General features: G+C 45.6%; 18 protein-coding genes and 1 pseudogene. 8 read left to right on the forward strand and 11 right to left on the reverse strand.

The genetic code is table 11. The annotated features are described in order from the left end of the window. Window positions 1-39 precede the first annotated feature (39 nt). The 5 genes from JNUCC22_RS10115 to JNUCC22_RS10135 all read right to left on the reverse strand — a co-directional run bounded on the left by JNUCC22_RS10115 (window position 40) and on the right by JNUCC22_RS10135 (window position 4,790). Window positions 40-474 (reverse strand): BrxA/BrxB family bacilliredoxin, encoded by a 435-nt coding sequence (locus JNUCC22_RS10115; protein WP_216061684.1) that lies wholly within the window; start codon window positions 472-474, stop codon window positions 40-42. Between the two features lie 81 nt (window positions 475-555). Next, window positions 556-2,232 (reverse strand): dihydroxy-acid dehydratase, encoded by a 1,677-nt coding sequence (ilvD, locus tag JNUCC22_RS10120; protein ID WP_007409524.1) that lies wholly within the window; start codon window positions 2,230-2,232, stop codon window positions 556-558. 253 nt (window positions 2,233-2,485) lie between these two features. Beyond that, window positions 2,486-3,619: a conserved virulence factor C family protein gene (locus JNUCC22_RS10125; RefSeq protein WP_015417679.1), complete on the reverse strand. Its 1,134-nt coding sequence runs from the start codon at window positions 3,617-3,619 to the stop codon at window positions 2,486-2,488. A 68-nt stretch (window positions 3,620-3,687) separates the two neighbouring features. Next, a complete protein-coding gene (locus tag JNUCC22_RS10130; RefSeq protein WP_216061685.1) occupies window positions 3,688-4,296 on the reverse strand; it encodes an HD domain-containing protein in 609 nt (202 codons plus the stop codon). Between the two features lie 11 nt (window positions 4,297-4,307). Next, window positions 4,308-4,790 (reverse strand): glutathione peroxidase, encoded by a 483-nt coding sequence (locus JNUCC22_RS10135; protein WP_216061686.1) that lies wholly within the window; start codon window positions 4,788-4,790, stop codon window positions 4,308-4,310. 283 nt (window positions 4,791-5,073) lie between these two features. Here JNUCC22_RS10135 and metA point away from each other — a divergent pair, with 283 nt between their 5' ends. From metA to cspD, 4 genes and pseudogenes are all read left to right on the forward strand, one after another. Then, window positions 5,074-5,979: a homoserine O-acetyltransferase MetA gene (metA, locus tag JNUCC22_RS10140; RefSeq protein ID WP_003153608.1), complete on the forward strand. Its 906-nt coding sequence runs from the start codon at window positions 5,074-5,076 to the stop codon at window positions 5,977-5,979. 224 nt (window positions 5,980-6,203) lie between these two features. Continuing rightward, window positions 6,204-7,346: a diglucosyl diacylglycerol synthase gene (locus tag JNUCC22_RS10145; protein ID WP_007612114.1), complete on the forward strand. Its 1,143-nt coding sequence runs from the start codon at window positions 6,204-6,206 to the stop codon at window positions 7,344-7,346. A 94-nt stretch (window positions 7,347-7,440) separates the two neighbouring features. Continuing rightward, window positions 7,441-7,552: pseudogene (locus JNUCC22_RS10150) on the forward strand (hypothetical protein); the annotation flags it as partial. A 15-nt stretch (window positions 7,553-7,567) separates the two neighbouring features. Then, window positions 7,568-7,768, forward strand: a complete 201-nt coding sequence (cspD, locus tag JNUCC22_RS10155) for a cold-shock protein CspD (protein WP_003230776.1) — start codon at window positions 7,568-7,570, stop codon at window positions 7,766-7,768. 53 nt (window positions 7,769-7,821) lie between these two features. Here cspD and JNUCC22_RS10160 read toward each other — a convergent pair whose 3' ends face one another. Then, window positions 7,822-8,004: a hypothetical protein gene (locus tag JNUCC22_RS10160; protein ID WP_003153585.1), complete on the reverse strand. Its 183-nt coding sequence runs from the start codon at window positions 8,002-8,004 to the stop codon at window positions 7,822-7,824. 160 nt (window positions 8,005-8,164) lie between these two features. Here JNUCC22_RS10160 and JNUCC22_RS10165 point away from each other — a divergent pair, with 160 nt between their 5' ends. Then, a complete protein-coding gene (locus JNUCC22_RS10165; RefSeq protein ID WP_007409519.1) occupies window positions 8,165-8,422 on the forward strand; it encodes a DUF2564 family protein in 258 nt (85 codons plus the stop codon). Window positions 8,423-8,448: 26 nt separating this feature from the next. Here JNUCC22_RS10165 and JNUCC22_RS10170 read toward each other — a convergent pair whose 3' ends face one another. Together JNUCC22_RS10170 and JNUCC22_RS10175 are read right to left on the reverse strand one after the other, a co-directional pair. Further along, window positions 8,449-8,631 (reverse strand): zinc-finger domain-containing protein, encoded by a 183-nt coding sequence (locus tag JNUCC22_RS10170; RefSeq protein ID WP_003153581.1) that lies wholly within the window; start codon window positions 8,629-8,631, stop codon window positions 8,449-8,451. Window positions 8,632-8,633: 2 nt separating this feature from the next. Next, the gene (locus tag JNUCC22_RS10175; protein ID WP_014418166.1) at window positions 8,634-9,305 is read right to left on the reverse strand and encodes a ribonuclease H family protein; all 672 of its coding nucleotides are present in this window, start codon (window positions 9,303-9,305) and stop codon (window positions 8,634-8,636) included. Window positions 9,306-9,386: 81 nt separating this feature from the next. On the opposite strand from JNUCC22_RS10175, the gene JNUCC22_RS10180 reads away from it, so the two are divergent. The 3 genes from JNUCC22_RS10180 to sspL are packed head-to-tail and all read left to right on the forward strand — an operon-like array spanning window position 9,387 to window position 10,646. Next, on the forward strand, window positions 9,387-10,067 hold the full coding sequence (locus tag JNUCC22_RS10180) for a queuosine precursor transporter (RefSeq protein ID WP_012117815.1): 681 nt from the start codon (window positions 9,387-9,389) through the stop codon (window positions 10,065-10,067). Window positions 10,068-10,073: 6 nt separating this feature from the next. Then, on the forward strand, window positions 10,074-10,466 hold the full coding sequence (locus JNUCC22_RS10185; RefSeq protein ID WP_025649782.1) for a reverse transcriptase-like protein: 393 nt from the start codon (window positions 10,074-10,076) through the stop codon (window positions 10,464-10,466). 51 nt (window positions 10,467-10,517) lie between these two features. Next, window positions 10,518-10,646 (forward strand): small, acid-soluble spore protein L, encoded by a 129-nt coding sequence (sspL, locus tag JNUCC22_RS10190; RefSeq protein WP_003153575.1) that lies wholly within the window; start codon window positions 10,518-10,520, stop codon window positions 10,644-10,646. 5 nt (window positions 10,647-10,651) lie between these two features. On the opposite strand, the gene JNUCC22_RS10195 is transcribed toward sspL, so the two are convergent. The 3 genes from JNUCC22_RS10195 to JNUCC22_RS10205 all read right to left on the reverse strand — a co-directional run bounded on the left by JNUCC22_RS10195 (window position 10,652) and on the right by JNUCC22_RS10205 (window position 12,110). Further along, on the reverse strand, window positions 10,652-11,539 hold the full coding sequence (locus JNUCC22_RS10195; RefSeq protein WP_014418167.1) for a 5'-3' exonuclease: 888 nt from the start codon (window positions 11,537-11,539) through the stop codon (window positions 10,652-10,654). 93 nt (window positions 11,540-11,632) lie between these two features. After that, entirely contained in the window at window positions 11,633-11,776 is a 144-nt protein-coding gene (locus JNUCC22_RS10200; protein WP_003153570.1) for a hypothetical protein, read from the reverse strand. Window positions 11,777-11,852: 76 nt separating this feature from the next. Next, window positions 11,853-12,110 (reverse strand): YpbS family protein, encoded by a 258-nt coding sequence (locus JNUCC22_RS10205; RefSeq protein WP_012117818.1) that lies wholly within the window; start codon window positions 12,108-12,110, stop codon window positions 11,853-11,855. Window positions 12,111-12,119 lie beyond the last annotated feature (9 nt).

Consider the following 12,119-nt stretch of genomic DNA (forward strand, 5'->3'; position numbering starts at 1 on the left):
TTTTTTCTCCAAAAAGAAAATGCCCGGAATTCGGGCATTTCAGCAGTGCGCATCGAAGGCATCCGTCAGATTTTTCATAATTTCCTCCATGTCATGCCCTTCGATTTCGTGGCGGGGAATAAAATGAACGACCTCTTTCCCTTTTAACAGCGCCATTGAGGGCGAGGAAGGTTCCTGCCCCGTAAAATATTCACGCATTTTTGCAGTTGCGCCTTTATCTTGACCGGCAAATACGGTAACCGTATGATCAGGCGCTTTTTCATGCTGTAAAACAGCCTGAGTCGCAGCCGGCCGGGCAAGACCGGCTGCACAGCCGCACACGGAGTTGACAACGACCAATGTCGTGCCCTCTGCCTGTTCCATAAAGCTTTCTACTTCTTCAGCAGTCGTTAATTCCTGAAAACCCGCACCCGTCAGCTCACGGCGCATCGGCACGACCAGCTGGCGCATATATTCTTCATAAGCCATTGACATAAAAAAGCCCCCTCTAAAATCCTTATATGAAGTCAAGGATACTATAGAGGGGGCCGGAATTCAATTGTTCAGGCCTCTGTTTTATATTTTCATGATTCCGCCTGTATTGGCGCTTGTTACGAGTTTGGAATACCGGGCTAGATATCCTGTTTTTACTTTCGGCTCGAAGCCTTTCCATTCGGCCTTGCGTTTTTCCCATTCTTCTTCAGGCACTTGTACGTCCAAAATCCGTTTTTCTATGTCAACGATGACATGGTCACCGTTTTCTACGAATGCGAGCGGGCCGCCTTCAGCCGCTTCAGGCGATACGTGCCCGATTGAAAGGCCCCGGGACGCTCCTGAAAAACGGCCGTCTGTAATAAGCGCCACTTTCGGGCCAAGCCCCATTCCGACAATCTGAGACGTCGGAGCGAGCATCTCCGGCATGCCCGGGCCGCCCTTTGGCCCTTCATAACGGATAATGACAACATCTCCTTCTTTTACTTTGCGGTTTATAATGCCTTCAAGCGCGGCATCCTGGGAATCAAAGACGACAGCGGGACCTTCATGTCTTGTAATCCCGTCCTGTACGCCGCCTGTTTTGATAATGGCGCCGTCCGGAGCCAGATTCCCAAACAAGACGGCCAAACCGCCTTTTTCGGTAAACGGATTGTCAAGCGGATGAATCACGTCATAATCCTTTACTTCATGACCCGCAATTGTTTCTCCGAGTGTGCGGCCTGTTACAGTCAGCGCGTCAAGATGAAGCGCCCCTTCTTTTTTCGCTAATTCATTAAGGGCCGCCGAGACTCCGCCCGCTTCGTGCAGATCTTCAATGAAGACGTCCGAGGCCGGCGCCAATTTCGATAAGTGAGGCACTCGTTCAGCCACTTCGTTAATGCGTTCTAAAGAGTACTCAACCCCAGCTTCATTGGCAAGCGCAAGCGTATGTAGCACTGTGTTGGTTGAGCCGCCGAGAGCCATGTCTAACGCAAATGCGTTGTCAATCGCTTTTTCGGTGACGATATCGCGCGGCTTAATGTCTTTTTTGATGGTCTCCATCAATTGGGCCGCTGATTTTCTCACAAACTCTCTTCTTTCCGGTGAAGTTGCAAGAATTGTTCCGTTGCCCGGAAGCGCCAGACCGAGCGCTTCAGACAGACAGTTCATGGAGTTTGCCGTAAACATGCCCGAACAAGATCCGCACGTCGGGCAGCCGAACTGTTCCAGCTCCTGCAGGTCGCTTTCACCGATTTTCCCGGCTTGATATGCGCCGACGCCTTCAAATACTGAAGAAAGCGAAATTTTGCGGCCGTCGCTTGTGCGGCCGGCTGCCATCGGCCCCCCGCTGACAAAAATGGTCGGAATATTAATCCGCATAGCCGCCATCAGCATTCCCGGCGTAATTTTGTCGCAGTTCGGAATGCAGACCATTCCGTCAAACCAGTGCGCCGAGACGACCGTTTCAACTGAATCGGCAATGATTTCGCGGCTCGGCAGCGAATATCTCATGCCGATATGCCCCATTGCGATTCCGTCATCTACTCCGATCGTGTTAAATTCAAAAGGCACACCGCCCGCTTCCCTGATTGCTTCTTTTACGATTTTTCCAAATTCCTGCAGGTGAACATGCCCGGGAACGATATCGATGTATGAATTACAGACCGCGATAAACGGCTTGCCGAAGTCCTCTTCTTTTACGCCGGCAGCGCGAAGAAGGCTGCGGTGCGGCGCTCTGTCAATTCCCTGTGTGATCATGTTGCTGCGTAATTCTGCCATGGTGATCCCCCTACTGTTTTTAGACTGTGCACTATTTTTAAAATTTTCAGTTTATTCTAGGGCGCGTTCTGCAAATTTTACAGTGTCTTTGCCCTGTCTCGCTTTTCTATTCTTTCTGTATTTCGATAAAAACCCTCCAACAATTAATATTGTACTTACTATATAGAGTTTTGAATCATTTTTCAACAATATTCTAAATAATTTTTATAAAAAGTGAATTCAAATAAAAAAGGTGCATGGGCGCACCTTTTTGTTATAACTGTTCTTTTTTTCTGCTTTCAGTCATCTGTTTCCAGACTGAACCTTTCGCCTCTTCTCCGTGCTCAATCCGTTCAATCGCCATTTTGACTTGCAGGCTGACTTCGAATTCCGGATCGTCTTCCGCCGCTTTTAATGCTTCCAGCGCGCTTTCATCGCCGACTTCATATAAAAACATGGCCGCGCGCCAGCGCACAAGCTTACTTGAGTCACTGAGCGATTTCATCATGGCCGGGATGGCGCTCGCATCGCCGAGATCCGACAGACAGTCACCCGCCGTCCTTCTGACCGTCACCGTTTTGTCTTCAAGCGCTTTGTATAACAGCGGAAGCACAGACGGTTTTTCGATCATTCCCAAATAAACGACGGCTTGTCTTCTGATCGAAGTCTTCGGATCATGCAGCGCCTTTTCCAATACTGGTAAATCGTCTTCATCCGGATCCATTTGCTCAAGATGGGCATAGCGCTGTTTCCAGTCTTCATCATCAAGCATCTCCAATGTCACTTTATAAGCTTTCCGCTGCACTGCCGGTTTGGCCTCACCCTTTTGCTGTGCGGCTGCTTCTGTCAGGCGTTTGAGCCGCTCATCACTGTAGGCGGCCTGAAGCTCTTCTGTGACATCGTGTCCGATTTCGGTAAAATCTCCGAAGCGCACGCCTTGTTCTTTCCAAGTCCGCTCAAATACAACATTTGAAGCTTCGGAACGCAGCTTTAAAATGGCTTCTTGGAAACGTTCCGGAAGGCCGAAGCGTTCTTCACGTTCGCCGTCCGTCAATTTGACCTGCATCGGGATTCCGCTGAACATTTGTACGAAAACCTTCACTTCACCGAACGATTCCTGTTCAGAACGGCTCTCAGACTGCTCCGTATGTTCCATTCCGAAAGCGGAACGGACCTGAGGCAGAATTTCCTTCCAGTCAAAACGTGCGTTTCTCTCCACAGCCAGGAAATCGGCAACGTGATAAACGCCCTTTACTCCTTCAATGTTTAAAATATCACGTACGACGGCCGGAGCATCATCTGCCTGATCGGGCTTGTAATTGTTGCTTTTCCCTGCCGGAAGCTCTTCAGTCAAAATCACTTTCATCGTGTTCGGACTCGGCGTCGGTTCTATTGATTTAATCTTCATATTGGTCCTCCTATGCGCAATCTGACACTTATTCTAACATAGTCGGCACAAGCGTTCTATTGCGCCGCTTAGCTTTTGCAAATGCCGGCCTCTTTTTGGATACGGGCGGCGAACTGCAAAAGAAATTGATGCCGCTCCTCTGCTAAACCGGCCCCCGCTTTTGTATTCATTAAGCCTTTAAGCTTGATTAATTTATCCTCTATATGGGCCAGCACACTTGTTTGAGTTCCGTACATCGGATGACCTTTCGCGCCGGCAAACATAAAAGCCCTGCCGATGCCCGCTGCGCCGATCGCATCAAGCATGTCTGCATCCTGAACAACTTTCCCCTCCAATGAAAGCGGCCGCTTTTTCAGCAGTTCCCTGTGTCTGAATGACATTCTCGTGATAATATCCGTGATCTCCTGAATGGAGCCATCCGCGATGTTGAAAGCAGCCAGCCGTTCTGTCACTTCGCCTGCCGTCAGCCTTTCGCTTTTTTCGAGCTTAGCGTCAATCAGATCATGAACCAGCGCGGCCGTCTCAGTGATAAATAAGTCGGCGCCTTCTTCTTTTGCCATATAAACAGAAAGTGTTGCGACCCGGGAAATATGAAGCCAGTCATGGCCCGTCCGTTCATTGATAAGCTTTTCTCTGACCCAATTCCTGACGCTTTCCAGCTGCTCTTTTTCGTTCACCGTATCACCTCTTATCGGGCCAAAAGCCTCTGCACCGTATCTTCAAGCTCTTTTGGGTTGACGTTCGGTGAAAAACGCCCGGTGACTTCACCGTTTCGGTCCACGATAAACTTAGTGAAATTCCATTTGACCGCTTTTGTGCCGAGCATCCCCTTCGCCTGTTCCGTCAGATATGTGAAGAGAGGATGAGCGTCTGCTCCATTGACATCGACTTTTGCAAACATCGGGAATATGACTCCGTAGTTTTTCACACAGAACTCTTTAATTTCCGCTTCGTTTCCAGGTTCTTGGTTCATGAATTGGTTGCAGGGAAATCCCAATATTTCAAGACCTTCCTCCCGATATGTATCATAGAGCTCCTGAAGCTGCTTGAGCTGGGATGTGAACCCGCATTTGCTTGCTGTATTCACAATGATCATCACCTTGCCTCTGTAAGCCGATAGCATCATGTCTTCGCCTGTTATGGTCCGTACGTTTATATCGTAAATTGTCATCTGCGGCCCTCCTATTTACATTCTTCATTTATTTTACCTGTTTTACACTGCAAAACAAACGGAAACCGCTTTTTCCTTCCACTTAACGGAAAACGTTTTTTTCGAGGAACCAAAAGGCTCTTTACCCGTCATAATAAAGAGTCGCTCCGAATTTATGCCCATTTGCCGCTTTTACCCTTGTCATTATGCGTTAAATGCGGTTTATTACGCCGGGATGGATTGAAAAATGGCTTAAAAATTTCTATAATGAAGAAAATTAACGGGGAATAACGGAGGTGGCATGTTGCCTATTAATATACCAAATCACCTGCCCGCTAAGCAGGTGCTTGAAAGTGAACACATCTTTGTAATGGATGAAAGCCGGGCTTTTCATCAGGATATCCGGCCGCAGAAGATCGTGATTTTAAATCTGATGCCGAAAAAAATCCAAACGGAAACCCAGCTCCTCAGGATGCTTGGGAATTCACCTTTACAAGTTCACTTTACGTTCTTAATTCCGAGCACACATACTCCAAAAAATACGGCAAGGCAGCATCTGGATGAATTTTATACGGATTTTTCCAGCATCCGCCACAAACGGTTTGACGGAATGATTATTACCGGAGCTCCGATTGAGCACCTGCCGTTTGAAGATGTTTCTTACTGGGAAGAATTGAAGGAAATCATGGAATGGAGCAAAACGAACGTCACTTCAACACTCCATATCTGCTGGGGCGCTCAAGCCGGTTTATACTATCATTACGGCATTGAGAAAGTGGAGCTGCCGAAAAAAATCTTCGGTGTGTTTGAGCATACCGTTCTTAAAAAACATGAGAGATTGGTAAGAGGGTTTGACGAGCTATACTATGTGCCCCACTCACGGCATACAGATATTAATACGGAGCAGCTGCAATCGGCTTCGGATCTGGATGTGCTCAGCGTTTCAGAGGAAGCGGGGGTCTGTTTAATCGTTTCAAAAGACGAAAAACAGATTTTCTTAACGGGTCATCCGGAATATGATACCGATACGCTACTTCAGGAGTATGAGAGAGACATAGAGAGAAATCTTTCAAACGTAGAAGCTCCTAAGCACTATTTTGCGCCCGGCGGGAAAGAACCTGTTAACCGCTGGAAAGCTCATGCAACGTTATTGTTTATGAATTGGCTGAATTATTACGTATATCAGGAAACCCCGTATGAATGGGATTAATTTTTGTTTTGAGTGATACGGTGACAAAAATATGATAAAATACTCTTGATTCAGTATGCGTATAACAAAACTTTAAAATAATGGAACATATCAATTAAATTTAGTTTAAATATGTTGCCGCGCTTATTATAAAATGATGCACTTGTGTTATGTTTATCTATAGACAATAACTCCTTACGATGCATGAAGCTTGCTTGTTGTTGATTACATTGAGGTGAATTTACTTGAATACCAATAAAAAAGTATTAATTTTGACTGCAAATTACGGAAACGGGCATGTTCAAGTGGCCAAAACGCTCTACGAACAGTGTCTGCGTCTCGGCTTAGATGTGACGGTTTCCAATTTGTATCAAGAGTCAAATCCGATTGTTTCAGAGGTTACTCAATACCTTTATTTAAAAAGCTTCTCAATCGGGAAACAGTTTTATCGTTTGTTTTATTACGGAGTTGACAAAATCTATAATAAACGCAAATTCAATATTTATTTTAAAATGGGAAATAAACGTTTAGGCCAGCTCGTCGAAGAGCATAAGCCGGACATTATTATCAATACATTTCCGATGATTGTCGTACCGGAATACAGACGGAGAACCGGAAAAGTGATCCCGACGTTCAACGTTATGACCGATTTCTGCCTTCACAAAATCTGGGTTCATGAAAATGTTGATAAATATTATGTCGCCACAGATTACGTGAAGGAAAAACTGATTGAAATCGGCACTCACCCGAACAACGTAAAGATCACGGGCATTCCCATCAGGCCTCAATTCGAGGAATCGATGCCGAAAGAGCCGATTTATAAAAAATACAATCTCTCTCCCGACAAAAAAGTTCTTCTTATTATGGCGGGAGCGCATGGTGTGCTGAAAAACGTAAAAGAACTGTGCGAAAATCTCGTTCATGACGATCAGGTGCAGGTTGTGGTGGTATGCGGCAAAAACAGCTCGCTGAAAGAATCCCTCAGCAGCTTGGAAGGTGACAATACCGACCGGCTGAAAGTGCTGGGCTATGTAGAAAGAATTGACGAGCTGTTCCGTATTACGGACTGCATGATCACGAAACCGGGCGGCATCACACTGACGGAAGCGACGGCGATCGGAGTACCCGTTATTTTGTACAAACCGGTTCCCGGACAGGAAAAGGAAAACGCCATTTTCTTTGAAGATCGCGGTGCGGCTGTCGTGGTCAACCGCCACGAAGAAATTTTAGAGTCTGTCACCTCCCTTCTTGCGGATGAGGAGAAGCTGAACCGGATGAAGGACAATATTAAAAGCCTTCACCTCCCTAACTCCTCTGAAGTCATTTTGCAGGACATTATAAAAGAATCTGAACTAATGGCCGAAAAGGCGGATATGGCATTATCGTAAGAGAAAAGCACACGGACGATTCGTGTGCTTTTTGTTTTTTTCCGGATAAGCTTTGTCACTGGAAAAATAAAGATAAAAAATAGAGAGCGGCCGCTTGACGCCCGCTCCCATATGGTGTATAGTTGAACCATCATTTAACAACGTAAACATACGTACGGTTGAATGATGACAAAATTTTTTTTAGCACGAAGGTGCTACAGTACTAGGAGGAATTAAGCAATATGCAAAACGGTAAAGTAAAATGGTTCAATAACGAAAAAGGATTCGGCTTCATCGAAGTTGAAGGCGGAGACGACGTATTTGTTCACTTCACTGCTATCGAAGGAGACGGATACAAATCATTAGAAGAAGGACAAGAAGTTTCTTTTGAAATTGTCGAAGGTAATCGTGGACCTCAAGCTTCTAATGTTGTAAAACTCTAAACTCAATACATGTTGATCAGATGACACAAATAGAGGAGAGGCGTATGCCTCTCCTATTTGATTGCCGTCTGAATCTCAATTGCGACAAGATTCTGCTTGCAGCGCTGCTCGATTTCTTCAATTTGTTTCTCCATTGACGGCATTCCTTTTTTTGCCATTTCCGCTAAACTTCCCAAATCACCGTATATTTCTTTAAATGTCTGCTGAAGGATTGTTTTTAAATCATTATCATTCACGGCTGGTTTTTCCCTTCTCTCCCAAGATACCCTGAATAATAGTAATTAAGCCCTAATTAATCAGGTTCAATAGTTATATCGGCTCATTTTATATATTTTTTCTATTTTCCGTACATATTTCTAAAAAAAATCTCCAAACTATTTGCGGAGGTGTTTTTTAATGGACTCTGAATTTTTTCCAAACGGACTGACGGATAAACGCCAGCTTGAATTAGCGGTAGAAACGGCCCAGAAAACAACGGGAGCGGCTACCCGGGGCCAAAATTCAACTTTGGTGGAATCTGCTTACCAGGCGATTCAGGATGCCAGAACGATGTCACAATCCAGTGAACTGCAAGCTCTCGACCAGGATTTTCTGCAAAAGCAGCGAATGCTTCTCGACGATTGCCAGCATCAGCTCGATGAATTCGAAAAATAAAACCGCAGAAACTGCGGTTTTATTTTTTATTGATTTGTCAGCACCTTGCCGTAGGCTTTCAGCTTCTCCCCCACCGTGCATTGGTTGATGCAGAAAGAATGAGCGTGCGTTTTTCCAAACTCTTTGCGAAAATGCTTTTTTACAAAACAGTCTTTGCAATATTCATCCTGAAGCTCAGTCAATTCTTTATAAATGCTTTTTTTATCCAATATCAGTCATCTCCGTTACCTTCTAATGTTATGCGGCTTTCAATCTGCCGGTCCGAGAGAATTTTTCTGGCAAGGTCATCCGCTTCTTGATTTTCCTTTCGGTTTACGGCTTCATATGTCGGTGTCAGCTTTAAGGATTCGAGCAGCGCTTCAATTTTATCCAGCCATTCGTTTTGCGTTTCATCATAACACGGCCAGCTGCCGTCAAGCTGATGCAAAACGACGAGGGAATCCCCTCTTATCGTGATTGAATTTCTGCTTGCACCAAGTTCCTGCACTTCCTTAAGGGCTTCGTACAAAGCGGCATATTCCGCCTCATTGTTTGTCTGAAGCGTTAAGCTTTTGTTTTTCCGTATGCGGTGCCGCTTGCCGCCGAGAGAATAATACACGACAATTCCGAGTCCGGCGCGTCCGCTTGTTTTGTCAAAGCCGCCGTCGAAATACACTGTAATGTCGTCAGGCTCGTGCGCAAGCTCTTCAGTAAGCTTTTCTAATTCTTTAAGCGTCCAGCTCGCGCCTTTTTCATCCTCGAAATAAATGTCTTTTATATAAGGAAAGCGGCTGACTTCTCTTGCAAGCATACGCGCTTTCGGAACGGTCAGCCAATCTTCGGAAAAAAACGCGACAGGGCCTGTTCCTTTTGCTTCTATTTCGATATACGGCTTAAGATTCATTGAAATCACCTTACCATTCATTAGTTGACGGGCGTGTGCTATAATCAAACCATTCTCAAATTGAAAGGAAGTCAGCAGGTTTTGTTTAACGATGTGTTATGGATCTTATTTGCGGTCATTCATTTTATCATTGTTCTTCTGTTTTATAAAGGATTTGGCAAAACGGGCCTATTCGTATGGATCGGTTTCGCCACGGTGTGCGCCAACTTGCAGGTTGTCAAAACAGTCGAGCTGTTCGGGCTTACGGCAACACTGGGAAATATCATGTACGGCACCGTTTTCTTCGCAACGGATGTGCTGAATGAAAAATACGGTCCCAGGGAAGCTCGCAAAGCCGTGTGGCTCGGGTTTTCCACTCTGCTCGCTTTGACATGCGCCATGCAGGGGGCTCTTTTATATAAACCGGCTGCGTCAGATATCGCACAGCCTGCCCTTGAGACGATTTTCGGTTTTCTGCCGCGTGTTGCGCTCGGAAGCCTCTTGGCTTTTATTTTCAGCCAAACGATAGATGTTTATGTATATTCAGCCATTCGGAGAATCTTTCCTTCAGATAGGCTTCTCTGGCTCAGAAACAGCGGAAGCACGGCGCTCAGCCAGCTGCTGGATACATTTATCTTCACTGCCGTGGCCTTTATCGGCGTTTATTCCGCGGGAGTATGGTTCAGCATCTTCATTTCAACTTACCTGATTAAATTTGCGGTATCACTCATTTCTGTCCCTTATGCGTATGCGGCAAAACGAATGACACCGAATGGAGAGTGACGGATGATGCCCGCTGAAATTTATGTGGACGGTGCAAGCGCCGGAAACCCGGGCCCGTCCGGTATCGGTATTTTTATTAAACATGACGGGAAAACAGAATCTTTCTCAATTCCGATCGGCGACCATTCAAATCAGGAAGCTGAATTTCTCGCTTTAATTGAAGGAATGAAGCTGTGTGCCGCCCGCGGATTTGAGTCCGTGTCATTCCGGACGGATTCGGATATCGTGGAGCGGGCCGCAGATCTTGAAGCGGTTAAAAACAAGGCTTTCCAGCCGTTTGTGGACGAAATCATCCGCTTAAAGGCCGGATTTCCATTGTTTTTCATTAAGTGGATTCCCGGCAGACAAAACCAAACAGCCGATCAGCTCGCAAAAAAAGCGATTCGGCTGAATAAATAACCGGAATGAAATTGCGTCTCACTGTTCATCCTACAAATGAGGTGAACAGCTATGAGAAAAGAAAATAAAGGCCGGCTGACCGGGGGCGTGAATCCTCAGGGAAATATGGAAGGAAATGCGCACAAAGACCCGAAATCAGCCCTTGAAAACAACGCAAAAAAAAGCAATACAAAACGCTAGAGGGATCAGCTGATCTCTCTGGCGTTCAGCTTTTCGAGCATCCTTTCAATTCCTTTTATCTGATGACGTCTGAGCATTAATGCCGCCTCTTCCATCTTCAATGAGAAAAGCGCTTCTTCAAGCGTACAGACTAACGGCACCTCGCAATGTATTTCAGCAAGCTGCCTTGACAGCTCCAATTCTTTCAAGCTTTGCTGAATTTTCGTTTGCTGGCCCTTCGGCAAGAGAGCGAGGCTTTCTAATAAGCGGTCTATGTTTTGATATTCACGGATCAGCTTGTACGCCGTTTTTTCCCCGATCCCTTTAACGCCGGGATAGTTATCGCTCGTGTCTCCCATCAGCGCCTTAATGTCAATCAGCGCTTTTGGCGGAACTCCCGTTTCTTCTCTGAATATCTCATCTGTATATACCTTATAATTGCCGATACCCTTTTGCAGCAGTGCTACTTGAACTTGATGATTCAGCAATTGAAGCAGATCTTTATCACCCGTTACAATCGTAATTTCCGCTTCCCCGGAAAATAGAGCAGAAAGCGTACCGATACAGTCATCCGCCTCATAGCCTTTTATGCCGATGTTTAAAAAACCGAGCTCTCGCGCTGCTTCTTTCGCTAGATCAAATTGCGGAATCAGCTCTAGCGGCGGTTCGCTTCTGTTGGCTTTATAATCTTGAAACAAATCATTACGGTACGTTTTGCTTCCCATATCCCAGCAGCAGACAACATGTGTGGGCTGAAACGTATCAACCGCCGTAATAAGATGCTTTAAAAAACCGTTGACTCCGTTTGTGGGAATTCCGTTTTCATTTATCATAAAATTGCGATGAACGGCCGTCGCGAAAAACGAGCGGAACAAAAGCGCCATGCCGTCAACGAGCAGTAATTTATTATTCATATATCGAAACTCCTTTTTATTCAATGTTCCTATTTTACCAAAGAAGGCGGTAAAAAAACAGCATCCCCCCATTTGGAAGATGCTGCCGTCACGTTATTCACCGTGTCTTTTATTGCTTGCCATCAGCTTTTCAGCTTCACGGCCGGCATAAGAATCAAATTTCTGTCCGAAGCCGTTTTTCTTTTTGGCATTGTTATTCTGCTGAGCATTTCTGTTTCCCAGTTTTGTTCTGCCCATGGTCATATCCCCCTTTAGAGAAGATACGGATAGTATGTACAGCAAGCGCTGATGACACACGCGGCAGGTTCATCCATTACTGTCTGCTGACGAATTCTTTCACCATCTCTTCACTTACGAATCGTCTTTGCGGCACGATGCCCTTTTTCGCCAGCTGGTTCATTTTTGCGGTGATGCCATTGATGGCATCTGTCGTGAACGGTTTATTCTGTCTGCATTTTACAATGGCTTCTTCAATGGCCTGTTCACGCTCATAATCAAGCTGTACAAATGTTTTGACGTGCTGATGCTGTTTTGCGGAATGTGCTGAAATTGCTTTATGGACTTCTGACATAAAAGGTTT

This window comes from Bacillus sp. JNUCC-22, assembly GCF_018861275.1.
Lineage (GTDB): Bacteria > Bacillota > Bacilli > Bacillales > Bacillaceae > Bacillus > Bacillus velezensis.

Excerpts from the sequence above, each read along its gene's own strand:
- JNUCC22_RS10115 (WP_216061684.1), bottom strand. The coding sequence starts at position 474 with ATGTCAATGGCTTATGAAGAATATATGCGCCAGCTGGTCGTGCCGATG.
- ilvD (WP_007409524.1), bottom strand. The coding sequence starts at position 2,232 with ATGGCAGAATTACGCAGCAACATGATCACACAGGGAATTGACAGAGCG.
- JNUCC22_RS10125 (WP_015417679.1), bottom strand. The coding sequence starts at position 3,619 with ATGAAGATTAAATCAATAGAACCGACGCCGAGTCCGAACACGATGAAA.
- JNUCC22_RS10135 (WP_216061686.1), bottom strand. The coding sequence starts at position 4,790 with ATGACAATTTACGATATAAACGTACGGACCATAACAGGCGAAGACATG.
- cspD (WP_003230776.1), top strand. The coding sequence starts at position 7,568 with ATGCAAAACGGTAAAGTAAAATGGTTCAATAACGAAAAAGGATTCGGC.
- JNUCC22_RS10165 (WP_007409519.1), top strand. The coding sequence starts at position 8,165 with ATGGACTCTGAATTTTTTCCAAACGGACTGACGGATAAACGCCAGCTT.
- JNUCC22_RS10175 (WP_014418166.1), bottom strand. The coding sequence starts at position 9,305 with ATGAATCTTAAGCCGTATATCGAAATAGAAGCAAAAGGAACAGGCCCT.
- JNUCC22_RS10185 (WP_025649782.1), top strand. The coding sequence starts at position 10,074 with ATGCCCGCTGAAATTTATGTGGACGGTGCAAGCGCCGGAAACCCGGGC.
- sspL (WP_003153575.1), top strand. The coding sequence starts at position 10,518 with ATGAGAAAAGAAAATAAAGGCCGGCTGACCGGGGGCGTGAATCCTCAG.
- JNUCC22_RS10195 (WP_014418167.1), bottom strand. The coding sequence starts at position 11,539 with ATGAATAATAAATTACTGCTCGTTGACGGCATGGCGCTTTTGTTCCGC.
- JNUCC22_RS10200 (WP_003153570.1), bottom strand. The coding sequence starts at position 11,776 with ATGGGCAGAACAAAACTGGGAAACAGAAATGCTCAGCAGAATAACAAT.
- JNUCC22_RS10205 (WP_012117818.1), bottom strand. The coding sequence starts at position 12,110 with ATGTCAGAAGTCCATAAAGCAATTTCAGCACATTCCGCAAAACAGCAT.